Consider the following 24,652-nt stretch of genomic DNA (forward strand, 5'->3'; position numbering starts at 1 on the left):
AACATACGTTCGATATAGCGCCTGGGTTGCGCTTAGCGAGAAAATTGCGACTCAGCCGAGAGCCCCTGGCCTGCCCATCGCCTCTTCGTAAAGCGCGGTGTAGCGGGCGATCATCACGGCCTCATCATAGTCGGCCACGGCCTTTGCCCTGTTTCGGGACCCGACAAAGGCGCGCGCGGCCGGCGCGCACCCGGCTAACGCCTGGAGCGAGTCCCGCAACCGGACCTCGCCGCGATCGACAATATACGCCTCATTCTCGGGCGCGACCATGTGGGGGATATCGCCGACCTTGGGCGCCACGATCGGCAGGCCGGCGGCCATGCCCTCGATCACCGCGATAGGGAATTGCTCGCTCTTCGACGACAAAGCGAGGATGTCGAACAGGCCGATATAGCGGTGCGGATCGGGCAAAAAGCCGGGCAGATGGAGGCGATCCTCCATGCCCATCGCCTCGGCGGTATCCATGATCCGCTCGCGTTCCGGCCCTTCGCCGACGATCACCAGCCGCACGCGGGCGGAAACGCCGCCGGTTGCCCGGACCAGGGCGGGCAGATCCTTGACCTCGCGCAGGCCGGCAAGCGTGCCGATCACCACTTCGCCAGGCTTGCGGCGGAAGCCGGGGATCGCCTTCGGATCCGGCTTGCCCGCATAGAGCGCGGTGTCGATGCCGTTGGGGATGCGGTGGAGACGGTTCGCGGGCTGCTTCCAGCTACGCTCGGCGATCTTCTCCAGCGTCTGCGACGGCACGACCAGGGCGTGCGCCGCCGGCAGCGCGAGGCGGCGATACATGTTGCGCTCGATCTTCAGCCCGCCAGCCTCGTCGGCGTTGAAGCCGTCCTCGTGATGGACCAGCGGCGGCATGGCTTTCGAGAAGACGCGCCGCGCCATCACCCCGTCGACCGCGCCCCAGTTGTATGTGAGCACGAGGTCGAAGCGGCGCATGAACTTCGCCAGTGCCTCGTAGCGCGAGACCGAGGGTTTGCCGGTGAGCGGCGGCGGGTTCTGCGCGATCTCGTAGATGATGCCGGCCGCGATGGCGTCGCGTGCGCCGAGCTGGTCGGGCATGCCCGAGACGATGGTGTGGCGCGCACGATCGCCGAACGCGTTCATCAGGCGGACCGCCCGCGCCTCCTTGCCGCCCAGGCTGAAGGTCGAATGGAGGTGCAGGATGTTGACGGGCTGCGGCATCGGGAGGGTGCGTTAGCGGGAAATGATTGGTGCGTCATTACCTGCCGCTCGTCCTACTCCCCTCCCGCAAGCGGGAGGGGGATCAGAAGAAGGGGATCAGGCGAACGCAGTCTTCGGCACATGCGTGATGCGGCAGGCCAGGTCAGCCTCGCCGCTCGCCACGATATAATGATCGCCCGCATCGGCGATGCCGGTCGTGAACACCACATTGTCGAGGTACATCAGGTTCTTGAGCGGCTCGGTCAGTGCGGGCGCCGGCTCGATCAGCGGAGCGTGGCTGGTGCGGATCACCTGCGACGGATCGTCGCGGTCGAGCAGCGACCAATAGGTGCGGTAGATGCCGACCACGCCGAGCGGCTCCACGCCGTGCCACAGGCTGAGCCACCCGTCATCGGTCAGGATCGGGGGCGTGCCGCCACCCATGCGCGCGGTCGCCATGGTCGCCGAATGCGGGCGGATGCCGGGATGGTCATGCGGCTTCCAGTGCAGCGCGTCGGGGGAGGTGGCGAGGTTGATCGACGGCCCGGCCCGCCATTCGGCGCCGGGCGGATAGGCGAAATAGAGATCGCCGAGCGGACGGGTCTGCGCCCAGTGCTTGCCGCCGATCAGGCCTTCGAAGATCAGCATGTCCTTGTTCTGATGATCGAGCACGATGCCTTCGAGCACCCACTCCACCGCATCTTCGGAGCTGTAGAGCGTGGTCGAATGGCGTTCCGGGCTGACCGAGCAGGTCGTCATCAGATAGCGGTCGCCGACCTTGCTGATCCGCGCATCCTCGACGCCATAGCATTGGTACGGCGCGCGCGGCGTGATCGCGCGGTCGTAATGCACCATGACGACACCACGGCCGTCGGCGGACAGCTCGACCGGGAGCAGCCAGGACAGCGAGGTCAGCGCCATCACCTTCCAGCCGCCGCCGCGCATCATGAACTTGCGCGGATCGGAGGTATCGACGAAATCGAGCGGCCAGGCATCGAGCACATAGCCGTCGCCGTCGCTGCGAATGGCATGGATATGCCCGTCGGCGATCGGCGTGCGCAGCGCCTCCGCCACGCGGACCATGAGCAGCAAATTGCCGTTGGGAAGCCGGGTCATGCCGGGATTGAACGCGCCAAGCACATAGGTCTCGGCGCCGAGCTTGCCGGCGAGCGGCGAACGCGACAGGTCCACGTCGGTGGGTGCGAAGACGAGGCGATCGAAGGAAAAGGTCATTCTTCAGCCTCTATGCGGGGCACGATCGTCATGAGCATGGGGTCTCTCGCGGATATGGGAGGAAGACGCGCTCAGGCAGTGGCCGGTTCCCTCGTCGTGCGATCGAGCAGGCGCCCGATCGCCGCGATCGCCTCGGGCTCGTCGAGCGTCGGCGTGTGGCCTACCCCCTCGACCGTCACCAGTTCCGCGTCGTCCAGCGTGGCCACCATGCGTTCGGCCGTCCGCGCCCCCAGCACGTCCGAACGGCCGCCCCGCACGATCAGGGTCGGTACCTGCTTCAGCTGGCCGAGCGCGCTCCACATGTCCGGCCCGGCCTCATTGCCGGGGACCCGGAACGGCTCGGCGATCTTCATATCGTAGTCGAGCACGATCCTCCCCGAGCTGTTGAGCCGGTAGAGCCGCTTGGCCATGGCCAGCCAGTCCTCGATCTCATAGGCCGGATAGACGTCCGCATTGGCCTCCGCCACGGCGCGCGCGGCGTGCATCCAGGTCGGCCAGGTGTTCGACTTGCCGACATAGGTGCGGATGCGCGACAGGCCGGCCGCCTCGATCTCCGGCCCCACATCGTTGAGCAGCGCGCCCACGATCTTCTCCCGCGCCGTACCGGCGAGCAGCATGGTGACGATGCCGCCGAGCGACGTGCCGAACGCGATGTAGGAGGACACGCCGAGCTCGCCGAGCAGCCCCTCGACATCCTGGACATAGGTCAGCGGGACATAGGTCATCGGGTCCTTAGCATAGGCGCTTTCGCCGCGCCCGCGCAGATCGACCGCGATCACGCGCCATTCGGGCGACAGCCGGGCGGCCAGATCCTCGAAATCGCGCGCATTGCGGGTCAGGCCCGGCAGGCACAGGATCAGCGGGCGATCTTCCCGCCCGGGATAATCGCGATAGTGAAGCCGCAGGCCGTCGTTCGACCACCAGTAACGATTTTCATACGCCGACATGGTTGCATCCTGCGGTTTGCGCCTCCCATATCGCCGGATGACCCGCCCCCCGCAAGCATATCGGCCCGAAACCGCAATTCTGGAGCTGGGGGACGGATTCTACGACCCGGTCGACGCCGCCGATTTCCCGGAAACCCGGCTGCGCTTCCGCAACGACCGGGCCGCGGCGAGCCTGGGACTCGAGGGGCTGAGCGATACCGAATGGATCGCGCATTTCGGGCGGTTCCAGCCGCTGGAGGGCAGCCTGAGCCAGCCATTGGCGCTGCGCTATCACGGGCACCAGTTCCGCGTGTACAATCCCGATATCGGCGACGGCAGGGGTTTCCTGTTCGCGCAGTTGCGCGACGATCGCGGGCGGCTGATGGATTTGGGCACCAAGGGATCGGGCCAGACGCCGTGGAGCCGGTTCGGCGACGGGCGGCTGACCTTGAAGGGCGGCGTGCGCGAGGTGCTGGCGACCGAGATGCTCGAGGCGCTGGGCGTGGGGACGTCGCGCAGCTTCTCGCTGATCGAGACCGGCGAAGCGCTGGAGCGCGGCGACGAGCCCTCCCCTACCCGCTCCGCAGTGCTGGTGCGGCTGAGCCATGGGCATATCCGGATCGGGACGTTTCAGCGGCTGGCCTATGGCCGCGACGAGGACGGCATCCGCCGCCTGACCGCTTATGTGTTGCGCCATTATTATGGGGAGGAAGCGGGCGATGACGCGCCCGTCCGGCTGCTCGACCATGTCGTCGGGCGCACGACGCGGCTGGCGGCGAGTTATATGGCGGCAGGCTTCGTGCACGGCGTGCTCAACAGCGACAATATCAACGTGACCGGCGAGAGCTTCGACTACGGCCCATGGCGTTTCGCTCCGACCTGGGACCCGGGCTTCACGGCCGCCTATTTCGACCATGCCGGGCTCTATGCCTTTGGGCGGCAGCCCGAAGCGATCCACTGGGACGCGATGCAGCTTGCCGTCTCGCTGCGGCTGATCAGCGCGGCGGAACCACTGATCGAGGTGCTGGAGCGGTTCGGCGAGCAGTATCAGCCGGCGGTATCGACCGCGATCCTGTGGCGGCTGGGCATCGTGCCGCGCGATCCGGAGAGCGACCGCGCCGTGGTGCAGGCAGTCGAGCGCGCCCTGCGCAGCGGGAATGAGTCGATCGACCGGTTCTTCTTCGACGCCTTTGGCGGGGCGCTGCCCGACAGCTATGACGCGGCGTTCGACGAGGTACGCGCGATCCTCGGCTCCTATCAGGCGCGCGGCGATCGCAGCCATGCCTATTGGCGCGGCGCGCCCTGTTCGATGCTGATCGACGAGGTGGAATCGATCTGGTCGACGATCGATGAACGCGACGACTGGTCCGTCTTCAACGCCAAGATCGCCGCGATACGCGAAATGGGTGACGCGCTGTCGGCCGGCTGAGCGGATCAGTGGAATTCGCCGGCAAACTAGGGCAAGACCGAACGCAATATGGCATCCGAGATCGTTTCGACTGAACCCGCAACCGGCGCGATCCTGTGGCGGCGCGAGATCGGCGACGTCGATGCCGAGGTGGCGATGGCCCGGGCGAGCTGGGCCGAATGGGCCGCCCGCCCGCTCGCCTATCGCATCGAGACGCTGCGCCGCTTCGCCAATGTGGTGCGCGCCAAGGCCGACCCCCTTGCCGACCTGATCGCCCGCGAGACCGGCAAGCCGCTGTGGGAATCGCGGACCGAGGTCGAATCGGTGATCGCCCGGGTCGATATCTCGGTCACCGCTTATGCCGAGCGCACCGCGCAGCGCCGGCTCGACGCGCCGATGGGATCGCGCATGGCGCTGCGGCACAAGCCGCACGGCGTGCTGGCGGTGCTCGGCCCGTATAATTTCCCGGCGCATCTGCCCTGCGGGCACATTTTGCCCGCGTTGCTGGCGGGCAATGCCGTGGTGTTCAAACCGTCGGAGAAGACGCCCGCGGTCGGCGCCTTCCTGGTCGAGTGCTTCCATGCCGGCGGGGTGCCGGAAGGGTGCATCCGCGTGCTGATCGGCGGGCCGGCCGAGGGCAAGGCGCTGGCCATCCATGACGGCATCGACGGCCTGCTCTTCACCGGCTCCGCGCATGCCGGCGTCTCGCTCCACCGCGCCTTCGCCAACCGGCCGGAGAAGATCCTGGCGCTGGAGATGGGCGGCAACAACCCGATCATCGCCTGGGACACGCCCGACATCCACAGCGCGGCGATCGTCATCGTCCAGTCCGCCTTCACCACCGCCGGCCAGCGCTGCACCGCGGCGCGCCGGCTGATCGTCGACGAGCGGCTGTACGACCCGCTGATCGATGCCGTGAACAGGCTCGTCGGCCGCCTGATCGTCGGCGAGCCGCATGCGACGCCCGCGCCCTTCATGGGGCCGGTGATCGACAATGAAGCGGCCGACATGCTGACCGAGAGCTTCCTCGAGCTGATGATGCGCGGCGGGCGGCCGATCCGGCATCTCGAACGCGTGGTCGAGGGGCGGCCCTTCCTGATCCCCGCGCTGATCGACACGACCGAGATGCGCGAGCGGCCCGATATCGAGCTGTTCGGCCCGATCCTTCAGGTGATCCGCGCCAAGACCTTCGACGAGGCGCTCGCCGAGGCGAACAACACGCGCTACGGCCTGTCCGCCTCGCTGCTCAGCCAGGACCCGAAGCTCTACGACCGGTTCTGGGCCAATGCCCGTGCCGGCATCGTCAACTGGAACAAGCCGACCAACGGCGCCTCGTCGAAAGCGCCGTTCGGCGGGATCGGCTGGTCGGGCAATCACCGGCCCAGCGCCTTTTATGCTGCGGATTATGCTGCGTATCCGGTCGTGTCGAACGAGGCGGACCAGGCGCGTGCTTCGATCGGGGTGGGGTTGCGCGAGGGCTGAGGCGGCCCCCTGGCGGCGCGGGCCGAGGCGGCGCCGCGCCCTGTTATCGGCCAGGAACAGGGCAGAACAGGGCGCCGATTTTTTTCTGCCCTGTTATCTCCAACTTTGTTGGATATATTATTCTCATATCTCAGATACATAGCTGGCATCCGCCCTGTTCCGGCATAACAGGGCAGAAAAATCGCGGAACAGGGCACGGCCCGGCACCGAACAGGGCGCGTCGATTCAAATATCCGGCAGAAACTGGTCTCATGCTGCGATCCTTCATTCAGGGGACGATGACATGACGCGACAGAACATTGAATCGAAGAAACCAGCTGATGCCGCGAGCGGGAGCAAGCGCGCGGAGCGGGACAAGCCCCCGGTCGAATATCAGTTCCAGCCAGGGCGATCGGGCAATCCGGCGGGCCGGCCGCGCCGATCCGGGGCGCCGGGCGACCGGCTGCGCGGGGCGACCGAGCCGACGCGGCAGCTGATCCTCGAGGAAGCGTACCGCATGGTCGAGGTGCGCGACGGCGACAGCGTGATCCACATGACGATGAACCAGGCCGTGCTCCGCGCGATCGGCGCCGCGGCGCTGAACGGCAATCCGAGCGCGCAACGCCGCTGGGCAGCACTGGTGCAGGAAGCCGAGGCACAGCAGAAGCGCGCGCAGCTGGCGATCTTCAATGTCGCCGAGCGCGCCGACAAGGAATGGGAAGTGAAGCGGTGGGAACGCGACGGGGAAGGCGATTATGATCCCTATGCCGAGGAGATTTTGATCGATTCTCGGTCGGGGTCGGTGGTGATCCGGGATGTTGGGGATGGGGACGAGGGGGCCTGATCCGAGATCCATGGCCACCGCGTGCGGTGACACTCCACTTTACTACCGTACACGCTGACACGGAGATCTATTGAGTGGAGTGTCACCGGAACCACAGATAAGGTCTTCCAATCACGCGATCATGTGAAGGGCAATTGATATGCGAAGCTGGCGCGCGTTCGTCTCCGCATTTATCCTGTTGCAGATGACCGGCCCGGCGAGCTTCGCGAGAATGGCTGTGCTTCCCGAGTTCGTGGGCCCACCCTCCTACATGGCGAACGTCGATTGCCCCACGCAGATTGCCAGGCCGGGCGGGACGAAGACGGGGACGGCGATCCCGGTGCCGGCGCTACGCCTGGGTTCCTTTGTGCAACGCGCGAAGGACTCTTTCGCGACCGGCGGTAGCGGCACCGCCAACGCAGCTGAATTTGCGCGCCGCAGGAGTCTTGGCCTGCCCACCGCGCCCAGGACGTTCGATGTTGCGGGATCCGCGCTCCCCACAGTCTATGCTCCCGACGCGGCTCAATCGGCGTCGGGATTCTATCCGTATCAGCGACTGCCCCTGAAGACGGCATCGAAAGCCTATTGGCCGAACGGGTTGATTTATGCGCAGCCGACTTCCGCAGCCATGGGGCGTATCGCTGCGCTGGCGCTTACGCTTTCACGGCCACCTGCCGCCAGGGCAAAGTTTCGGATCACGACTGCCCAAAGAACGAATGAAGGCGTTTGCCAGCGACAACCGAGCATCGACGTCTTCGCATCCGCCATGTCGGCCGACCAGCTCGGCAGGTTGTTCTCGTCATCGGGGTGTAGCTGGCGCCAGCTAGCCTCCTGCAAGCCCACCGAGTGGCCGCGCGGGCAGGTCTTGTTCGTTCAAAAGACGCGCAGTGGTGTCGGCTATGAGCATCGCTGGGTCGATTACGACATGCTGGCCGCAGCGCGTTTCGGGACCCGCACGAGCGCCCATCGCTGATTGTGCTCCGATCTGCGTCCGACCTGTTTGCGCATAGCCAGGCCTGAAGCGCTGCAGATAGTTTAGTATAGTGTCCCCCAAATCATATAGCCGCTAGCAGAATGGCTGGTTTCGGGAATTAGGATGATACAAGCGGTCGTTCGCCTTTTGGCAACCGCCTGAAAGCTATCGAATGGCTGATCGTCGGTCGCCAGATAGGTCGTCCAGTCACGCGATCATATGAAGGGTAACCGATATGCGAAGCTGGGGCGCGTTCGTCTCCACAGTGATCCTGTTCCAGATGGCGGGCCCGGCGAGCTTCGCGTTTGTGGCTGTGCCTCCCGAGATCGTAGGACCACCATCATCCTACATGACGAACGGCGATTGCCCCACGCAGTTTGCCAGGCCGGGCGGGACGACGATGGGCACTGCGATCCCGGTGCCGGCGCTACGCCTGGGTTCCTCCGTGCAACGCGCGAAGGAGTCCTTCGCGACCGGTGGTAGCGGCACCGCCAACGCTTCTGAAGCTGCACGCCGCAGGAGCCTCGGCCTGCCCACCGCGCCCAGGACGTTCGATGTGGCGGAATCCGCCCTACCCGCGGTCTATGCTCCCGACGCGGCTCAGTCGGCGTCGGGCTTCTATCCATATCAGCGGCTGCCCCTGAAGACGGCATCGAAGGGCTATTGGCCGAACGGGATGATTTATGCGCTGCCGACTTCCGCAACCATGGGGCGTATCGCTTCGCTGGTGCTTACGCTTTCAAGGCCGCCCACCGCCAAGGCAAAGCTTCGGATGACACCTGCGTTGAAAACGAATGAAGGCGTTTGCCAGCGACAACCGAGCATCGACGTCTTCGCATCCGCCATGTCCTCCGACCAGCTTCGCAAGCTGTTCTCACCATCGGGCTGCAACTGGCGCCGGCTCGCCGCGTGCAAGCCCGCCGAATGGCCGCGTGGGCAAATATTGTTCGTTCAGCAAACGCGCAGTGGTGTCGGCTATGAGCATCGGTGGGTCGATTACGATATGCTGGCCGCGGCGCGTTTCGGGAACCGGACGAAGGTCCATCGCTGATAGCACTCTGCAAGCATCTACGGCCGCATAATGAAGGTCAGTCGCACCCAGGAGAGGACAGATGTCACGGAAGGATTTCGACCCCGCAACGGTTGAGGCAGATGGACGACCTGCATCGCAGGCCAGGCTCTTCGATCCTGCGCAAGGGGGTCCGTGGAGGGGCTCTCTCGACGGGATCGCGTTGGGCGGGCCGGTGACGGTGCTTGCTTATGGTACGGATGAAATCGGTGCCGGGCCGCGTCTTCACGTGCACCCGTATGACGAGACCTTTATCATCATCGAGGGCCATGCACGATTTTTTGTCGGGGATACGACGCTTGATGCATGCGCGGGAGAGGTGGTTCTAGGTCCAGGAGGGGTACCACATACCTTCAAGAATCTGGGGCCTGGCCGCCTCCAGACGATCGACATTCACCACTCCCCAAGATGGATCCAGACGGATCTGGAGTAGGCCGCTGTGACCCTGCGCTGCAGCGATGTGATATGAAAGGCAGGTTTCGGGGTCGAGATGAGCAGCGCTAAATCGCTGGAAGTGAATTGCGGTGGCAGTACACCGTAATTCCGGATCAACGAACTGCCGCCTTGGAACTGGGCAGGCGTTTTGGGATGACCGACATGAGGTAGATAACCGGCGTACCGACGGGTATAGCACCGGTATGGCTGCGATATACGAAACAAGAATGTGCCTCAGATTGTTCGGTGACGAGCTCGATCCCGACGAAATCACTTCACGCCTTGGCCGCCCTCCTTCGATCGGAATGAAGAAGGGAGCCACTTGGATTACGAAGTCGGGGGTGGAAAAGATCGCTCGCAGCGGCTCATGGCGTCTGGAAGCCGTTGATTGTCAGCCAGGAGACTTCGATAATCAAATCGCTCAAATTCTCGACGGCTTAAGCGATGACTTAACCGTATGGGAGGACTTGACCGCGCGGTTTCGAGCGGACGTCTTTTGCGGTGTTTTCATGAAGGAAAGCAATGAAGGCCTGAGCCTGTCCGCAAAGTCGATGCTGGACCTCGGCGCTCGTCGCCTGTCGCTTGACTTCGATGTCTATGACCCAGGCACACCAGACTGAGGGTAGCGTAGACCAATGGTCTCGGGTTCGGGTGACACTCCACTTAACTACCGAACGCACCGGCGCGCTGGTCAATTGAGTGGGGTGTCGCCGGAACCCCCTGCCGGAACCCCTGTGACAACAGAAGCGGGCGCTGACGCCGGGGCGGTGCGATCGGACGTCACGCTCTCGAATTTACATGAAACAAGGTCGGGTGTAGCCTTGCCCTTCACGGGGGGGTGCTGAGGATGCGGGCTGTCTTTCCGGTCGTGGCGCTCGCGGCAATGCTGGTTGTCGGGTCCTCGGCGGCTGCCTGGCAGACCCGGCGCGCGCAAAGCGGGCGAAGCGGCACGCCGGATGCGAGGATCAATCCCGGCGGAACCCAGGGAAATCCCACCGGAGGCTCCGGCGTGGTATGGAACACCGACCTGGGCGGCACGATCCGCACCTTTCCGGCGCCGACCCCCGACCAAAATACCGGCGGCACGACGCAGGGAAGCGTTGACGAGACATCCGCCGCCGCCGACGTCCCGGCCGACCCGGTTACCGATCGCGCCGCGGATCGCGCCGTCGATCAGTTGATCGAGCGGCTGCCGCTCGTGGCGAAGCAGCGCCGCTATGAATGAACGCGGATGCGCCGCTTCCTGCTGATCGCAGCAGCGCTGCTGCCCGGCGGGGCGGTGGCGCAAACCGCGCATCCCTGGTTCGACCTCTATGTCGAGCAGTCCAACCGGCCGGCGGGTAAGATAGCGCGCGAGGTCGTCGCCAAGGGGCTGATCGGCACCGTCAGCACCAACCCGCTCGGCTGGATGGCGGCCGCCACGTGGAAGGGGGCCGACCTGCTCGCCTCGCTCGGCGACGGGGCGCTGCATGCCGAGGACGAACACCGCCGGACGCTCGTGCTCTCCACCAACGCTGACGCCCTGCTGCTCAAGGCGCTGCACGATCAAGAAGCCGATCTGAACACCGATCCCCGCGCGATCGCGGCGAAGGCGCGGTTGAAGCAGGCCGGCGAACGGATGAGCGCTTCGGGGCTGAACTCGGGCGCCTTCCTGTACCGCGTGACCCAACGCCATTTCGGCGTTGCCGTGTCGCGCGTCGCGATGAAGGAATTCGCCTCCTGGGGGCTGGGAAGGATCGTCGAGCTTGGCCCCGGCCGCTGGCTGACCGGGCGATGGTATGGCCGCGGGGTCGCGGGGCTCGTCGACGGACGCGGGCGCTGGCGCAACCAGCTGCGCGCGAACGGCTGGAGCCGGTTCGACGACCGCGCGGAAGCGGCGAAGGCGATGGTCGAGAACGTCGCCAAAAAACTGAACGACATCGCAGCCGACAGGATCGTCGACGAGTTCCTCGACCTGGACGGCGCCGACGGCTTCGACCTGCTCTGCCGCCGGCTCAATTGCTTCGAGCGCACCACGCCGATCTACCGCCCGCTGCTGCGGATCGAGGCCGCGCGGCTTGCACTGCCGATCCCGCCCCGTGCCGCGGTGCCGCTGCCGCAGCCCGTGATGGCCGCCGCGCCCGCACGCGCGCCGGAAATCCAGCCATACTGGTCGCCGCTGCCGCACGCGGCGATGGCCGCTGCTCCGGCGGCTTCCGGGCCCGACCCGCAATGGGCGGTCATCGACCAGGAGGATCGTTCCACCTGGCGCTCGCAGGGCCTGGCGACGCCCACCCCGCCTCCACCGCCGCCGCCCGAGCCGGAAATCCGGCAGGGGCCGACCGCGCAGGAGCTTCGGTGGAGCGAGGAATGGCGGTGCGCGGGAGGCTTCGCCAAGCCCGGCTGCGGCGATCCCGATTGGGACGGGAGGAACCAGCGGCCGGGCGGTCAGGGGCAATGAAGCGCCGCACCGCCATCCTGCTGACGCTGGCCGCCGCGCTTGCCGGCGCGACTGCCTGGGCAACGCCGCAGTTCCTGCGGGCCCGGGCGCAGACGCCGATCGAGCATCTCGCGGGGCTGAGCATCGATTATCTGCTGGCCCCCGAGCACTATGCGGAGCTGGGGCCGCTGGGCGCGGATTACGGCATCGCCGCGGGCGGCGACGCTTTCGTGCGATCGCCGCACGGCTTGATCGAGATCACCCCCGGCGGCTCGGCCTCGCGAGTCGATCCGGAGGGCTCGCCGAAGATCGACAGCCTTGCGATCGGCGCCGACAATTCGCTACTCACCATCGCCGACGGCTTCCTCGGCACGCTCGGCGACGACGGCGCGCCCGTCGGGGGCGTGCCGTTGCCCTATGCCGGGGCCCGGCTGGCGCCGTCGGCCGCACAGGGTTCGGTCTATCTGTTCGGGCCCTCGGGCACGGGACACCGGCTCTATCGCTTCTTCGAGGACGGCAAATACCGCATCCTGCTGCAGGCGGACGCGCCGATCCGATCGGTATCCGACACACGCGATTCGCTGTTCATTGCCAGCGATCGCGCTGTGGTGCGGCTATCGGCCGGGGGACAGACGCTCGTCTTCCGCCTCCCCGAGGAGGCGGACCCCAGCCCCATCGTCTCGATCGCGGCGCGCGACGACACTTTGCTGTTCGTCGCCACCGCGTCGCGCGTCTTCGCCGTGGTGGGCGGCGAGGCGCTGTCGATCGTCAACGACAGCGGCGGCCAGCTGCGCCTGTCGGGGGAGAATCTGTTCGTGCTCGATCACAAAAGGGGGCTCTTCTACCGCCTCTCACCCGCCACACAGCGCATGTTCGAGGGGGCAAGATGAGAAGCAGGCCGCGCTGGATCACCATGATCGTCCTCGTGCTGGCGGTCGCCTGGCTGGAGGGGTGCGGCGGCGGGAAAGACCTGTTCTCCGCCGTCAGCGACGGCGACGTCACCATCATCGCAGCCGCCGAGCGGCCTGATCGCGCCCGGGTGACGGTGACGCGGACGAGCGGATCGGAAGCGCGGAGCTTTACACTGCCCGCGGGGACCATCCTGATGCCCTCGAACGAGCGCACGCAGCGCCTGATGACCGCGGCAACGGTGACGGTGCGCTTCGCCGCGGGCGAGACCGAGACGGCGATCGACGTCGAGACCTATTGCCTCGACCAGTTCAAGGCGCCGCCGCTCGAACCCACGCCGATGGCGCCGATGGCGCCCGATCAATCCGTCGCGCAGGAAAATAGCGAGTTCGCGAAGCTTGCCGACTGCCTGCAGGACAAGGACGCACCGCTGCGCCGCCGTCAGGTGGCGATATGGATCGTCAAGAGCGGCTTCCTCGACAAAAGCTATGACGAGGCAACGGACGAGGCGACGCGCCAGTTCGAGGACGAGCTGTCGCTCGAGCTTCAGGAGCGGATCCGGGGCGAGTTCGGGACCCGGCTGCGGCGGGCCCGCCCGGGCATCAGCGATGTCGAGGTGCAGCGCCAGCTCGACCGCTTCACGCCCGAGACGCTCCGCGAGCGGGTCCGCGCCAAGGCCGCCGCGATGACGCGCCAGGCCTTTGGCCATGCCAAGGCCGACGCGCAGACCCTGCTGGAGCGGTGCGGCTATCCCGCCGCCACGGCGCACTTCTTCCAGACGGCGCCGTAGTGCCAAGATGCCTGCTTCCCGGGCTACTCGCCTTGATGGGTGCGATGATGGCGCCGGGCGCGTCCGCCGCCGAGCCGTTCACCGCGGGCGAGCGGCACCTGGTGACCACCTCGCCGACGGCCGCCGCGCGCCATCGGGGCGACGCCGCCCTGCGGCTCATCCTGTGGTACCCGGCCTCGGCGCCGGAGGCTCGGGTGGCCACCGGCCCGCCCGGGTCCCCGATCTTCATCGCCGGCACGGTGGCCAGGGACGCCCCGTTCGCCGATGTCGCGCGCCATCCCCTGATCCTGCTCTCGCACGGCTTTGGCGGCTCGGCCCGGCAGATGCCCTGGCTGGGCACCGCCCTGGCACGCCATGGCTATGTGGCCGTCGCCGTCGACCATCCGGGGGCCAACAGCATCGACGGCGTTTCGGATGCCGGCGCCATATTGCAGCGCGACGGGGCCGATGGCGTGCGCAGGGTCGCGGGCGGAATCGACCGTCTTTCGACCGTTCAATGCGATGGAAAGACGTCGCCGCACGCGCGGCTACCGAACGCACCGGCGCGCCGGTCAATCAAGTGGGGTGCTGCGAACAATTAGTATAGTGTCCCGAAATACCCCCGAAATACCTGCGCCTCGCCGTCACGCAGCGCGCAAGGTCGCCGCGAACCGAGTCAGCGTCGCGGTCAGTTGTTCGGCGCCGTCCCGCACCAGGCCGGCGTTGCGGCGGGTCAGTTCGGCCTGCTCGCCAATATCGTCGAGCGCCGTGGTGAACGCGCCTGCGCCCTGGATCACGGTGTCCGCCTGTTCGTCAACGCTGTGCGAATTCCGGCCGACTTCGTCGGTCATCGCGCACTGGTCGTTGACGATCCGCAACGTCACCGCCGCCGATTGCGCCAGCGCCTCGAGCGACAGGCGGACGCCCTCGCTCAGATCCGAGCTCGCCTGCGCCGCGATGCCCATCTTCGAAACGCTCACCCCGACGGTGGCATTGAGCTGGTTGGTCTGGGTGGCGAGCGCCTTGACCTCGTCCGCGACGACGGCAAAGCCACGCCCCGCCTCGCCCGCGCGCGCCGCTTCGATCGTGGCGTTGAGCGCCAACAGGCGGGTGCGCGTCGTGATCGCCGCGATCTGATTCGCCGCCTTGCCGATCATCTCGACCTGGTCGCACATCGCCTGATTGGCATTGCGCGCCACCGCCGACCGATCGGCCGAATCCTGGATCGAATCCCGAGTCCGCGCCGTTTCCGCGCTGACATTGCCCAGCATGTCGCCCATCGCCCTGACGCTGTTCATGACGGCCCCGATCGCGGTCGCCGCCGCGCGCGAGCTGTTGGTGATGCGCAGCGCATGGCCGTGCTGCGACTGGACGCTGCCCAGCGTGCTGTCGGCGCTGGCCTCGAGGTTGCGCGCCGCCTTCATCAGGTCGCCGGTCAAGGTCGATACCATCTGTTCGATCTGGTCGGCGGTGCGCGCGTTGGAGTCGCGGAGCTGGCCGCGATGCTGGATCTGCTCGTCGACCTCCCGGGCTGCCAGATGGGCCGCCAGTTCGCGATCGCCAAGGGACTGAGCAAGGGCGGCGTCGGCGCATCGCCGCGCCTCCTCCGCCACGCGCATGCTCTCCCGTGCGTCGCGACCGCTTGATTCCAGGCCGTCGCGGTTCCGCGCCACCAGCAGGGTGGAGATCGTCGCGGCGAGCACGAACAGCAATGTCACCACCACCGCCATCGGCCAGAGCTGGGCGATCGCGTCGCGGCCGGGTGTCGGCGCCTGCCAATCGAGATATCCCAGGGCTGGCGAACCGCCGGGATCGACCGCCAGGTTCGCCTTGCCGGAATCGTCGGCGGGCGCGCGGTGCCATGACAGCCCGGCAATGCCGAACGTCCGCTCCCACTCCTTCAACAGACCGGCATCGATCTCCCGCACGCTGACCAGATAGCGAAAGCCGCCCGCCGGCGGCGCGATCTCCGGCGATTCACGCACGATGGTCGATGCAGCGATGATCGCCGCGCGCCCGTCATAACGCGCGATCATCCCGACACCGCTGCGAAGCGCTGCCAGTGCGGCGGCGTCGTGCGGCAGTCGCGCCAGCAAGGCCTTCATCGCGACCGGCGCGGCCACCGCCAGCGGCGGTGTCGCCTTCCTGTCCCACCGCAGCGCGAACAGCGATGTGCCGCGCTCGTCGATGACATAGATATGTTCCGGCCGCGCCGCGTTCATCACGATGTTGGAAACGGCCCAGCGCTCGTCCAGCGCGCCGTAGAGATTGGCGGCGGCATCGTTCCAGCGCGAGGTGCTGAAAGTGCTCTTCTCGATCGATGCCAGCCTGGCCTTGACGGCGCCCGCGACCGTCGCGTGAAGCGCGATTTCGGCATTGTCGTTCATCCGGCCGACCAGCGCATTGACGAGCAGCGCGCATCCCGCCAGCGCAACGACGAACGCGCCGATCAGAACGCGGTTCAACATCGCGTTGCTCAGGCGCCGGCTGGCCGATATCACGGGAATGGCCTTGAAGAAGGTCAACATCGCGCGACCCTGTGCCGGATTGATTAAGATCGCGCCGCAGACACCTAAGTGAATATACCAAGGCCAGCGGCGATATCCGCACTCTCAACGGACTGATCGCCATCGCGCTCGACAGCGTCGACGGCCATCGGTTTCCGGATCGTGCGTTGAGCCCGATCCGCCCCCAACGTCACCATATTCCGCCCATGGTTCACCCCCGGCTCCCTGAAACCGACCGTGAGAGTGAAGTCGGCGCTTACGATCCTCCCGCGTTCGCGCCCAGGCTGGCAAGAAGCTCGTCCAGCTGCTCCAGCTGCTCGGGCATCCCGCCCTCCATGCCGATAAAGGCTTCGTCGAGCGCTTCTTTCGATGGGTAGAGTTCGTGGAAGGTCAGCAGCGTCTTGCCGTCCTTTTCCTCGAAGGTCACCGTGGTCACGGCGCCGTCCTCGCCCTCGTCATTGGTCCAGACGATCCGCGAGTCCGGGATCACGTCGATATAGTTGCCGAAAAAGGCAAAGGCGCTGGCGGCATCTTGCCCGAACGCGATACGGTATGTGCCCCCGATACGAACGTCCATCTCGCAGGACAGCAGGGGCACGCCCATCGACCTGGGTGCCCACCACCGCATGAACAGCTCCGGCCTGGTCCAGGCCTCGAACAGGATGCGCGCGGGAGCGTCGAAGGTACGCGTGACGACCAGTTCCCGGTCGGACTTCCGTTCCACCCTGGTGCGGCCCTGCATGCTGGGCTCATTACCGCTCAGACCCATCTACTCTCTCCTTGAGTTTCAATTCCTCGACCACCTTGTCAAGCTCGTTGAAGCGCGCGTCCCAGAGCCGCTGGTGGTTCCCGATCCATGCCGCCTCTGCCTCCAGGCCGCGCAGGCCGAGCTTGCAGGTCCGCACGCGCCCGACCTTCTCGGTCGTGACGAGGCCTGCCCGCTCCAGCACGCCGACATGCTTCTTCATGCCCGTGAGGGTCATGTGGAATTTCGCGGCAAGGTCCGTGATCGACGCTTCCGCGCGGCCGAGCTGCTCCAGAACGCCGCGTCTCGTGGCGTCCGAGAGCGCGGCGAACGAGGCATCGAGGCGAGCGGCTACATGCTGAACCATATGGTTCAGTGTTTAACGCGCAAATCGGCGACGCGCAAGGGCCTCGAAATCAAGCCCTGGGGTCGCGCAGGGCGATCGCGGCTCGCCCCGGCGCCGGAACGGCAGTACGATCGACGGCGGACAAAGGGGTGAAGATGCGTTTGGGGAGCATGGGATGGCTGATCGCGGGCGCCTTGACGCTGGCGGCGTGCGGCGACGGGGGCAGCGCCAAGCGGTCCGCCACGCCCGCGGGCGTCGCGGCGCGCACCACCATCGATTTCGCCAATGTCGCCCCTTATGCCGCACCGACGCTTCCCGCCTATTTCGACCGGACGGTGACGGCGCTCGACCACAGCCCGGCGTCCAACCCCGCCAATGATCGGGTGGCGACGCTCGGGCGGGTGCTGTTCTACGATTTGAGGCTGAGCACCAATGACCGGGCCTCATGCGCCTCCTGCCATCGGCAGGCATTTGGTTTTACTGACTCGATGCGGTTCAGCAACGGGATCAGCAGCGCCGCCACCACCGACTTCCACGCGATGCGGCTGGGCAATCTCCGTTACTGGAAGCCGGGCTCAATGTTCTGGGACAGGCGCGCGGCCAGCGTTGAGGCGCAGGCGAGCCACCCGTTCCACAGCCTGGTCGAACTGGGCTGGGGCGGCGCGGCGGGCGGCTTCGACGCCCTGATACGGAAGATGGGCAAGACGACCTATTATCCGGATCTGTTCGCCTGGGCGTTCGGCAGCTCCGCGATCACCGAACCGCGTATCCAGCAGGCGCTCGCCCAGTTCGTGCGCGCGATGGTCTCGAGTTCGAGCCGGTGGGACACGGGCTATGCGCAGGTCTTCTCGCCCACCCGGCCGAACCGCGCGCTGGACGTCGACCTGCCCAATTTCACGCCGGCGGAAAATCGTGGCCGGCAGCTGTTCATGACGGCGCGCGCGCAGGGAGGCGCCGGCTGCTCCTCCTGCCACCTCCCCCCGACCTTCGCCCTGGCGGCCGATGCGCGGAGCAACGGCCTGGACGCCGGCGAGACACGCTTGTTCAAGGCGCCGTCGCTGCGGAGCGTCGGACTGACCGGGCCTTATATGCATGACGGCCGGTTCGTGACTCTGGCGGAGGTCGTCGACTTCTACGACCATGGCATTCAGGAGGGCCCAGCGCTCGATCCGCGCCTGCGCCGGGGCCGCAGGCCGCAGCGCCTGAATCTCGGCGCGGCGGACCGGGCGGCGCTTGTCGCCTTCCTGATGACGCTGAACGACGGCGCGCTAACGACGGATGCGCGCTTCAGCGACCCGTTTCGCCGGTGAAGCGTCCGCTCAGGGTGAGGCATCGCGATCGCGCCGAACTCTAGAGTCGAATGCGGTCAGGGCCTAACGTCATGCCGGACTTGTTCCAGCATCCACTGCGCCGCACAGCTATCAGCCTTTGGCTTGCTGCACTGTGGACCCCGGAACAAGTCCGGGGTGACGGTCAGAGTCGATCGGACGTGACTCTACGTGGCGCGGATCGAATACAGCGTCGCGTTGCTGATCGCGTAGACAGCGCCATCGGCGCCCACCAGCGTCGGCGTATAGGCTTGCCCCAGTCCGGCGTTGAGCCGCACATTCTGCGACAGCGTGTTCGTCGTGAGGTCCCAGCGGTAGAGCACGCCGTCCTCGTTGTTGGCGAGGATCGACTTGCGCGCCGGATCCGCGGCCATGGTGTTGATGCACCATTCGCGCCGCGACGTGGCCGTGGTGCCGTCCAGCGTCGGCCCGAGGATCGTCAGCACTTCGCGCATCACCTGCACGCCCGGCGCGATCGCATCGGTCTGGCTCGCCTTCGGGTCGAGCACGGCGATCCGGTTCAGCCCGTCGCCCGTGCCCACGCCGGCATAGTTGTTGTACTTCTGCGCGAGCAGATAGGTCGAGGTGCCGGCATAGGACGGCACCATCGAGGCGGGGATGACGCTGGGCGACACGTCCCAGCCGAAGCTGCCCGGAACGCCCACCGGATTGAGCAGGGCATCGAACTGCAGCAGCCAGCCCCGCGCGTTGTGCGTCGGAAACACCGATTCCAGCACGCCGTAGAATACCCGGCCGTCGGGGCCGATCACCGGCGATGCCGTACCGTCGTCGCTGAGGCGCGCAGGAGTGAGCAGGTTCGGATCCGTCAGCGCGACCCTGGCACGCGTCGCGAGCGTCGTGCTGTCGAGCGCGAGCAGGAAGCCCGTCTGCGTTGCGCTGGTCGAGCCCCGGTTCACCGCGATATAGACCGTGGTGCCGTCGGTCGAGATCGCCGGCGCGCAGTTCATCACGGGTTTCTGGACTGAAGGATCGGTCGCCGCCGCGGCCGCGCCGACCCAGATGCCGGTGCCGTCGGGCGCGACCCGCGCGATGCCGCTCACCAGCCCCGCCGGGTTCGCGCCGGTCACGTGGAAGCCGAAGAAGATATTGCCGTTCGCATCCGCGGTGAGCGGCGTGTTGACGAAGACAGTGCCGTCGAACGCGGCGGCATTGGCGTTGTAGGTGGCGGCACCGAAGAAGACCTGCGCGGCGAAAGTGCCGGTCGCCGCATCCGCGTCGGCCCGCATCATCAGCTTGCCGCCGGCACCGGGCGCGTAGAGCCGGCCCTGCTGGGTGAGAAGCACATTGTACGGCGGCAGCCAGTTGCGTGGCGGCATGACATAGTCGGTGGTGGCCGACCAGATCAGCACGCCATTCGCGCCGTTGCGGCCTTCGACCCGGTAGCTGCCGGTGGCGGCCGTCTTCACCGGGATCACCACGGTGTTGTGAGTCGTCACGACCGGCGAGCCGTAATGGGTGAGGAGCGCGCCGCCAGGCGTGTATTGCGGCGCGAGGTCGACGGCGGACGACCAGGCGATACGCCCGAGATCCTGCGACGCGATCGCGCTCACGGCGGTATGCTGCGCATCATGGCCATAGCCGAACCAGGCAGGGCCGGTCACCGGCGCGGGGGTCGGCGTCGGCCCGGGTGTCGGGGTCGGCGTAGGGCTCGGTGCGGGCGTGAGCGACCCGCCGCCACCGCCGCATGCGGCGAGCAGGACGGTCGAGGACAGCATCGCGAGCGTGTTGCGACGCGAAACCAGAGTGAGAGAAAAGGGATCGGGGCGGACAGGATCGTTGCTCATGGGCGCCAGCATATCCTTCCGCCACCCGAAATACACTGCTTCCTATGCCCGATGGCGCTTTTGGGTGGTTCTGTGTCCCCCAGCCATCAAATATCGCTATTCCTGTGACTTGCCGGAGCCGGGCTTCCTCAACCGCTGGTGGCCAGCCCCCGCCCCTTCCAATTCCCGACCTCCGCGTTATCTTCTTGTCCAACGATAGACAGGAGGGGTCATGTTCACGCGCAGAGAGGTGGTAGGCGCCGGTGTTGCGATCGCGCTTGCCGGACCGGCAATGGCTGCAAAAGCCCGAGACCGCTTCGTCCGCCGCGAGGGCATGCGCTTCACCATCGACGGCAAGCCTTATCGCTATGCCGGTGCGAACATGTGGTACGGCGCGTGGCTCGGGGCCGATGCGCCTTATGGCGACCGGGACCGGTTGAAGCGCGAACTCGATGCGCTGGTCGCGATGGGCGTCACCAATCTGCGCGTGCTTGCCTCTTCGGAGAAATCGCCTTTGCTCAACGCGGTCGAGCCGGCGATGCATGACGGGCGTGGACAGTACGACCCGGCGCTGCTGGGTGGGCTCGATTTCCTGCTGGCCGAGATGGGCAAAAGGCACATGCGCGCGGTGCTGTACCTGACCAATTTCTGGGAATGGTCGGGCGGGATGATGACCTATCTCAGCTATGTCGATCAGGGGCGCTTCATCAACATGGGCGATCCGGCGCACCCCTGGCCGGAATTCCCCGACCATGTCTCGCGCTTCTACGGCCGGGCGGATGCGGTCGCGCTGTATCACCGCCACATCCGCGCGATCGTCGGGCGTACCAACCGGGTCACCGGCACGGCCTATGCAGACGATCCGACGATCATGGCGTGGCAACTCGCCAACGAGCCGCGGCCGGGCGGGAGCGACACAATGGGGCTGGCCGCCCTGCCCGCCTTCCAGGCCTGGGTGCAGGGCACCGCGCGGCTGATCCGGTCACTTGCGCCGCGCCAGCTCGTCTCGACCGGGAGCGAGGGGCTGAAGGGGGCGCTGGAGCGGGAGGCGATCGTGAAGGCGGAGCATGCGATCCCGGAGATCGACTATCTGACCTGCCATATCTGGCCGCTCAACTGGGGCTGGGTCGACGCCGCGAACCTGGCGCGTACCGAGGAAGCCGGCGCAGTCAAGGTCGCCGATTATATCGCGCAGCATATCCGCATCGCCACCGAGCTGGGCAAGCCGCTGGTGATCGAGGAATTCGGTTATCCGCGCGACGGGGGCAGTTACGATCCCTCGGCGGCGACGGCGTTCAAGGACCGTTATTACCGGCAGATCTATGGCGCGGTGGAGGCCGATGTCGCGCGCGGCGGCCCGGTTGCCGGGAGCAATTTCTGGGCCTGGTCGGGCGAAGGACGGGCGGCGCATGCCGATCATCGCTTCATGGCCGGCGATAAGGCATGGCTTGGCGATCCACCGCATGAGCCGCAGGGTTGGTACGGCGTGTTCGACAGCGACGCCTCGACCCGGGCGATCATCCGCGCACACGCCGCCGCCGTAGCTACGCCGGCGGCATAGATTCGCTAAGGGCGCCCCAAGCAAGCATCCGTTGCGGCTTGCGGGCCCGGGGACCATCTGCACTCCCCATGGCAAGCCTTCTCGATCCTTCCGCGCGCGGGCGCGTGATCCTCGTTGGTGCCGGCCCGGGCGACCCCGGGCTGCTGACCGTTCGTGCGGTCGAGGCGCTGAAGACCGCTGACATCCTCGTCCATGACGGGCTGATCGATCCGCGCGTGCTCGATATCGCGCCCGCCTCGGCGCAGCGCATCTCGGTCGCCAAAAGCCGCGCGCGGCACACGTTGCCGCAGGAGGCGATCAACGCGCTGATCGTCGCGCATGTGAAGACCGGCGCGATCGTCGTGCGGCTGAAGGGCGGCGACCCGTTCATCTTCGGGCGGGGCGGCGAAGAGGTCGAGGCAGTGCGCGCGGCCGGGCTGCCAGTCGAAGTCATTCCCGGCGTGTCGGCGGCTCTCGGCTGCGCGGCCGAAGCGATGCTGCCCCTCACGCACCGCGACCATAGCAGCGCGGTCAGCTTCGTAGCGGGCCAATGCAAGGGCCTGACCGAGCAGGATTGGTCGGGGCTCGCCGGCAAGGGCCGCACGCTCGTCATCTATATGGGCGTCGCGACCGCGAACGACATTGCCGACAAGCTGATGCGCGACGGCGTGGCGCCGGACATGCCGGTGGCGGTGCTCGAGCGCGGTACCCTGTCGGGCAGCCGCGCGATCAAGACCTTGCTCGCCGATCTCGGATCGATGGTCGATCGCGAGAAGGTGGCGAGCCCGGCGATCATCGTCGTGGGCGAAGTCGTCGAGCTGTCGGACGCCCAGGACAAGCTCGGCCGCTGGGCCCGGATTGCGGAGAGTGTAGCGTGAAATTGCTGACCGGGAACGACCTGCCGACCGGCGACGTGATCTGGTGGACCGGCCAGGGCTGGTCGCGCCATGTCGAGGATTCGGTCGATGTCGGCGACCAGGGCGAAGCGATTGCCGGTGCGGAAGAAGGCGCCCGCCGCGTCAACGCCCCCTATGTGATCGATGCGACCGCAACGCCCGAAGGGCCACGCCCCGCGCATATTAAGGACCGCGTCCGTGCGCTCGGGCCCACGGTGCGGCTCGACCTGACATTGAAGCCCGCCGATCCGGCCGCGGGGAGCTGGGTGATCTGAGATGTATAAATACGACCAATATGACCAGGCGATCGTCGATGCCCGCGTCGAGGAATTCCGCGACCAGGTGAAGCGCCGTCTTGCCGGGCAGATCACCGAGGACCAGTTCAAACCGTTGCGGCTGATGAACGGCCTGTACCTCCAGCTTCATGCGTACATGCTGCGCGTCGCCATCCCGTACGGCACACTCGACGGGCGGCAGATGCGCATGCTCGGCCACATCGCGCGCAAGTACGATCGCGGCTACGGCCATTTCACCACGCGGCAGAACATCCAGTATAACTGGATCAAGCTGGCGGATGCGCCGGATATCCTGGCCGATCTCGCCACGGTCGAGATGCATGCGATCCAGACCAGCGGCAATTGCATCCGCAACATCTCGTCGGATCAATATGCCGGTGCCGCAGCGGACGAGGTCGCGGATCCGCGCCCCTGGGCCGAGCTGCTGCGCCAGTGGAGCACATTCCACCCGGAATTCAGCTATCTGCCCCGGAAATTCAAGATCGCGGTGATCGCGGCGGATGAGGATCGCGCGGCGATGCGGCTGCACGATATCGGCATCCAGCTGCTCGAACGCGACGGGGAGTTGGGCGGCAAGATCTTCGTCGGCGGCGGCATGGGCCGCACGCCGATGGTCGCGCCCGAGATCAAGGATTTCGTCGGCGCCGACGATCTGCTCAGCTATGTCGAGGCGTGCCTGCGTGTCTATAATCGCTATGGCCGGCGCGACAATATCTACAAGGCGCGGATCAAGATCCTGATCCATGAGCTTGGGGCGGACGAATATCGCCGCCAGGTCGAGGAGGAGTTCGCGCTCGTAAAGGCGCTGGGCATCGATCCGCCCAAGGCCGAGTTCGACCGGATCACGGCGTTCTTCGCCCCGCCCGCCTTCGAGCAGGACGCGAGCGAGCTGGTCAACCGCGGCGACCCCGATTTCGCGGTGTGGATCGACCAGAACGTCAAGCCACACAAGCAGCCGGGCTATGCGATCGTCAATATCAGCCTGAAGCCGGTCGGCGGCATTCCGGGCGATGCGACGGCCGAGCAGATCGACCTGATGGCCGCGCTGGCCGAGCGTTATTCGTTCGACGAGCTGCGCGTGACGCATGCGCAGAACATCGTGCTGCCGCATGTGCGCAAAGCCGATCTCTACGCGGTGTGGCAGGCGCTGAACGAAGGCGGGCTGGCCGAGGCCAATCTCGACCTGATCAGCGACATCATCGCCTGCCCCGGCCTGGATTATTGCAGCCTCGCCAATGCGCGCTCGATACCGGTCGCGCAGAAGATCGCCGCGCGTTTCGCCGATCCGGCGCGTCAGCGCGATCTGGGCGAGCTCAAGCTGAAGATCAGCGGCTGCATCAATGCCTGCGGCCATCACCATGCCGGTCACATCGGCATCCTTGGCGTCGACAAGAAGGGCACCGAGAATTACCAGCTGCTGCTCGGTGGATCGGGGGCGGAAGATGCGAGCCTCGGCAAGATCACCGGCCCCGGTTTCGACGAGGACGGCATCGTCGATGCGGTCGAGCGTGTGACCGACCGTTATGTCGCGCTGCGCGAGGAGGGCGAGCGTTTCCTCGACACCTATCGCCGCGTCGGCATCGACCCGTTCAAGGAGGCGATCTATGGGTGATCGGCT

24 protein-coding genes are annotated in these 24,652 nt (G+C 66.5%); 17 read left to right on the forward strand and 7 right to left on the reverse strand.

Going from position 1 to position 24,652, the window contains the following annotated elements; translation table 11 throughout:
* Positions 1-51: 51 nt before the first annotated feature.
* The 3 genes from AC1RT8_RS04005 to AC1RT8_RS04015 all read right to left on the reverse strand — a co-directional run bounded on the left by AC1RT8_RS04005 (position 52) and on the right by AC1RT8_RS04015 (position 3,347).
* The gene (locus AC1RT8_RS04005; RefSeq protein WP_493074285.1) at positions 52-1,188 is read right to left on the reverse strand and encodes a glycosyltransferase; all 1,137 of its coding nucleotides are present in this window, start codon (positions 1,186-1,188) and stop codon (positions 52-54) included.
* Between the two features lie 96 nt (positions 1,189-1,284).
* Positions 1,285-2,400, reverse strand: coding sequence for a glycoside hydrolase family 130 protein (locus tag AC1RT8_RS04010; protein ID WP_493074286.1), 1,116 nt, complete (start codon positions 2,398-2,400; stop codon positions 1,285-1,287).
* Positions 2,401-2,471: 71 nt separating this feature from the next.
* Positions 2,472-3,347 (reverse strand): alpha/beta fold hydrolase, encoded by an 876-nt coding sequence (locus tag AC1RT8_RS04015; protein WP_493074287.1) that lies wholly within the window; start codon positions 3,345-3,347, stop codon positions 2,472-2,474.
* Positions 3,348-3,384: 37 nt separating this feature from the next.
* Here AC1RT8_RS04015 and AC1RT8_RS04020 point away from each other — a divergent pair, with 37 nt between their 5' ends.
* The 12 genes from AC1RT8_RS04020 (at position 3,385) to AC1RT8_RS04075 (ending at position 14,194) form a co-directional block, all read left to right on the forward strand.
* On the forward strand, positions 3,385-4,755 hold the full coding sequence (locus AC1RT8_RS04020; RefSeq protein WP_493074288.1) for a protein adenylyltransferase SelO: 1,371 nt from the start codon (positions 3,385-3,387) through the stop codon (positions 4,753-4,755).
* A 48-nt stretch (positions 4,756-4,803) separates the two neighbouring features.
* Entirely contained in the window at positions 4,804-6,216 is a 1,413-nt protein-coding gene (astD, locus tag AC1RT8_RS04025; protein ID WP_493074289.1) for a succinylglutamate-semialdehyde dehydrogenase, read from the forward strand.
* Positions 6,217-6,499: 283 nt separating this feature from the next.
* Positions 6,500-7,039 (forward strand): DUF5681 domain-containing protein, encoded by a 540-nt coding sequence (locus tag AC1RT8_RS04030; protein WP_493074290.1) that lies wholly within the window; start codon positions 6,500-6,502, stop codon positions 7,037-7,039.
* 139 nt (positions 7,040-7,178) lie between these two features.
* On the forward strand, positions 7,179-7,991 hold the full coding sequence (locus tag AC1RT8_RS04035; protein ID WP_493074291.1) for a hypothetical protein: 813 nt from the start codon (positions 7,179-7,181) through the stop codon (positions 7,989-7,991).
* A gap of 235 nt (positions 7,992-8,226) precedes the next feature.
* Positions 8,227-9,042, forward strand: coding sequence for a hypothetical protein (locus AC1RT8_RS04040; protein ID WP_493074292.1), 816 nt, complete (start codon positions 8,227-8,229; stop codon positions 9,040-9,042).
* A 61-nt stretch (positions 9,043-9,103) separates the two neighbouring features.
* Positions 9,104-9,493: a cupin domain-containing protein gene (locus AC1RT8_RS04045; protein ID WP_493074293.1), complete on the forward strand. Its 390-nt coding sequence runs from the start codon at positions 9,104-9,106 to the stop codon at positions 9,491-9,493.
* Positions 9,494-9,722: 229 nt separating this feature from the next.
* Entirely contained in the window at positions 9,723-10,115 is a 393-nt protein-coding gene (locus AC1RT8_RS04050) for a DUF4279 domain-containing protein (RefSeq protein ID WP_493074677.1), read from the forward strand.
* A gap of 248 nt (positions 10,116-10,363) precedes the next feature.
* Positions 10,364-10,720, forward strand: coding sequence for a hypothetical protein (locus AC1RT8_RS04055; protein WP_493074294.1), 357 nt, complete (start codon positions 10,364-10,366; stop codon positions 10,718-10,720).
* Positions 10,721-10,726: 6 nt separating this feature from the next.
* Complete coding sequence (locus AC1RT8_RS04060; protein ID WP_493074295.1) at positions 10,727-11,935, forward strand: hypothetical protein; 1,209 nt, start codon at positions 10,727-10,729, stop codon at positions 11,933-11,935.
* Positions 11,932-12,804, forward strand: a complete 873-nt coding sequence (locus tag AC1RT8_RS04065) for a hypothetical protein (RefSeq protein ID WP_493074296.1) — start codon at positions 11,932-11,934, stop codon at positions 12,802-12,804. Before AC1RT8_RS04060 ends, AC1RT8_RS04065 begins: the two co-directional genes overlap by 4 nt.
* Positions 12,801-13,613: a hypothetical protein gene (locus AC1RT8_RS04070; RefSeq protein WP_493074297.1), complete on the forward strand. Its 813-nt coding sequence runs from the start codon at positions 12,801-12,803 to the stop codon at positions 13,611-13,613. The genes AC1RT8_RS04065 and AC1RT8_RS04070 overlap by 4 nt, the downstream gene beginning before the upstream one ends.
* A 35-nt stretch (positions 13,614-13,648) precedes the next feature.
* Entirely contained in the window at positions 13,649-14,194 is a 546-nt protein-coding gene (locus tag AC1RT8_RS04075) for an alpha/beta hydrolase (protein WP_493074298.1), read from the forward strand.
* 42 nt (positions 14,195-14,236) lie between these two features.
* On the opposite strand, the gene AC1RT8_RS04080 is transcribed toward AC1RT8_RS04075, so the two are convergent.
* The 3 genes from AC1RT8_RS04080 to AC1RT8_RS04090 all read right to left on the reverse strand — a co-directional run bounded on the left by AC1RT8_RS04080 (position 14,237) and on the right by AC1RT8_RS04090 (position 17,211).
* A complete protein-coding gene (locus tag AC1RT8_RS04080; RefSeq protein ID WP_493074299.1) occupies positions 14,237-16,120 on the reverse strand; it encodes a methyl-accepting chemotaxis protein in 1,884 nt (627 codons plus the stop codon).
* 235 nt (positions 16,121-16,355) lie between these two features.
* Positions 16,356-16,868 carry an SRPBCC family protein gene (locus AC1RT8_RS04085; RefSeq protein WP_493074300.1) on the reverse strand — a complete coding sequence of 171 codons (513 nt, stop codon included), beginning with the start codon at positions 16,866-16,868 and terminating at the stop codon, positions 16,356-16,358.
* Positions 16,852-17,211 (reverse strand): ArsR/SmtB family transcription factor, encoded by a 360-nt coding sequence (locus AC1RT8_RS04090; RefSeq protein ID WP_493074301.1) that lies wholly within the window; start codon positions 17,209-17,211, stop codon positions 16,852-16,854. The genes AC1RT8_RS04085 and AC1RT8_RS04090 overlap by 17 nt, the downstream gene beginning before the upstream one ends.
* 134 nt (positions 17,212-17,345) lie before the next feature.
* Between AC1RT8_RS04090 and AC1RT8_RS04095 the strand changes: the two genes are divergently transcribed.
* On the forward strand, positions 17,346-18,500 hold the full coding sequence (locus AC1RT8_RS04095) for a cytochrome-c peroxidase (protein WP_493074302.1): 1,155 nt from the start codon (positions 17,346-17,348) through the stop codon (positions 18,498-18,500).
* Positions 18,501-18,685: 185 nt separating this feature from the next.
* On the opposite strand, the gene AC1RT8_RS04100 is transcribed toward AC1RT8_RS04095, so the two are convergent.
* A complete protein-coding gene (locus AC1RT8_RS04100; RefSeq protein ID WP_493074303.1) occupies positions 18,686-20,323 on the reverse strand; it encodes a hypothetical protein in 1,638 nt (545 codons plus the stop codon).
* A 211-nt stretch (positions 20,324-20,534) separates the two neighbouring features.
* On the opposite strand from AC1RT8_RS04100, the gene AC1RT8_RS04105 reads away from it, so the two are divergent.
* The 4 genes from AC1RT8_RS04105 (at position 20,535) to AC1RT8_RS04120 (ending at position 24,646) form a co-directional block, all read left to right on the forward strand.
* Complete coding sequence (locus AC1RT8_RS04105; RefSeq protein WP_493074304.1) at positions 20,535-21,863, forward strand: glycoside hydrolase 5 family protein; 1,329 nt, start codon at positions 20,535-20,537, stop codon at positions 21,861-21,863.
* Positions 21,864-21,931: 68 nt separating this feature from the next.
* Complete coding sequence (gene cobA, locus AC1RT8_RS04110; protein ID WP_493074305.1) at positions 21,932-22,720, forward strand: uroporphyrinogen-III C-methyltransferase; 789 nt, start codon at positions 21,932-21,934, stop codon at positions 22,718-22,720.
* Complete coding sequence (locus AC1RT8_RS04115) at positions 22,717-23,013, forward strand: DUF2849 domain-containing protein (RefSeq protein ID WP_493074306.1); 297 nt, start codon at positions 22,717-22,719, stop codon at positions 23,011-23,013. Before cobA ends, AC1RT8_RS04115 begins: the two co-directional genes overlap by 4 nt.
* Before the next feature lies 1 nt (position 23,014).
* Positions 23,015-24,646, forward strand: coding sequence for a nitrite/sulfite reductase (locus AC1RT8_RS04120; protein ID WP_493074307.1), 1,632 nt, complete (start codon positions 23,015-23,017; stop codon positions 24,644-24,646).
* Positions 24,647-24,652 lie beyond the last annotated feature (6 nt).

The organism is Sphingomonas sp. GW821-FHT10F11, from assembly GCF_058809095.1.

Coding starts and splice junctions, on each gene's coding strand:
- AC1RT8_RS04030 (WP_493074290.1), top strand. CDS start 6,500: ATGACGCGACAGAACATTGAATCGAAGAAACCAGCTGATGCCGCGAGC.
- AC1RT8_RS04100 (WP_493074303.1), bottom strand. CDS start 20,323: ATGAGCAACGATCCTGTCCGCCCCGATCCCTTTTCTCTCACTCTGGTT.
- AC1RT8_RS04070 (WP_493074297.1), top strand. CDS start 12,801: ATGAGAAGCAGGCCGCGCTGGATCACCATGATCGTCCTCGTGCTGGCG.
- astD (WP_493074289.1), top strand. CDS start 4,804: ATGGCATCCGAGATCGTTTCGACTGAACCCGCAACCGGCGCGATCCTG.
- AC1RT8_RS04035 (WP_493074291.1), top strand. CDS start 7,179: ATGCGAAGCTGGCGCGCGTTCGTCTCCGCATTTATCCTGTTGCAGATG.
- AC1RT8_RS04085 (WP_493074300.1), bottom strand. CDS start 16,868: ATGGGTCTGAGCGGTAATGAGCCCAGCATGCAGGGCCGCACCAGGGTG.
- AC1RT8_RS04095 (WP_493074302.1), top strand. CDS start 17,346: ATGCGTTTGGGGAGCATGGGATGGCTGATCGCGGGCGCCTTGACGCTG.
- AC1RT8_RS04015 (WP_493074287.1), bottom strand. CDS start 3,347: ATGTCGGCGTATGAAAATCGTTACTGGTGGTCGAACGACGGCCTGCGG.
- AC1RT8_RS04105 (WP_493074304.1), top strand. CDS start 20,535: ATGTTCACGCGCAGAGAGGTGGTAGGCGCCGGTGTTGCGATCGCGCTT.
- AC1RT8_RS04080 (WP_493074299.1), bottom strand. CDS start 16,120: ATGTTGACCTTCTTCAAGGCCATTCCCGTGATATCGGCCAGCCGGCGC.
- AC1RT8_RS04120 (WP_493074307.1), top strand. CDS start 23,015: ATGTATAAATACGACCAATATGACCAGGCGATCGTCGATGCCCGCGTC.
- AC1RT8_RS04075 (WP_493074298.1), top strand. CDS start 13,649: ATGGGTGCGATGATGGCGCCGGGCGCGTCCGCCGCCGAGCCGTTCACC.
- AC1RT8_RS04050 (WP_493074677.1), top strand. CDS start 9,723: ATGTGCCTCAGATTGTTCGGTGACGAGCTCGATCCCGACGAAATCACT.
- cobA (WP_493074305.1), top strand. CDS start 21,932: ATGGCAAGCCTTCTCGATCCTTCCGCGCGCGGGCGCGTGATCCTCGTT.
- AC1RT8_RS04090 (WP_493074301.1), bottom strand. CDS start 17,211: ATGGTTCAGCATGTAGCCGCTCGCCTCGATGCCTCGTTCGCCGCGCTC.
- AC1RT8_RS04040 (WP_493074292.1), top strand. CDS start 8,227: ATGCGAAGCTGGGGCGCGTTCGTCTCCACAGTGATCCTGTTCCAGATG.
- AC1RT8_RS04060 (WP_493074295.1), top strand. CDS start 10,727: ATGCGCCGCTTCCTGCTGATCGCAGCAGCGCTGCTGCCCGGCGGGGCG.
- AC1RT8_RS04020 (WP_493074288.1), top strand. CDS start 3,385: ATGACCCGCCCCCCGCAAGCATATCGGCCCGAAACCGCAATTCTGGAG.
- AC1RT8_RS04010 (WP_493074286.1), bottom strand. CDS start 2,400: ATGACCTTTTCCTTCGATCGCCTCGTCTTCGCACCCACCGACGTGGAC.
- AC1RT8_RS04045 (WP_493074293.1), top strand. CDS start 9,104: ATGTCACGGAAGGATTTCGACCCCGCAACGGTTGAGGCAGATGGACGA.
- AC1RT8_RS04065 (WP_493074296.1), top strand. CDS start 11,932: ATGAAGCGCCGCACCGCCATCCTGCTGACGCTGGCCGCCGCGCTTGCC.
- AC1RT8_RS04005 (WP_493074285.1), bottom strand. CDS start 1,188: ATGCCGCAGCCCGTCAACATCCTGCACCTCCATTCGACCTTCAGCCTG.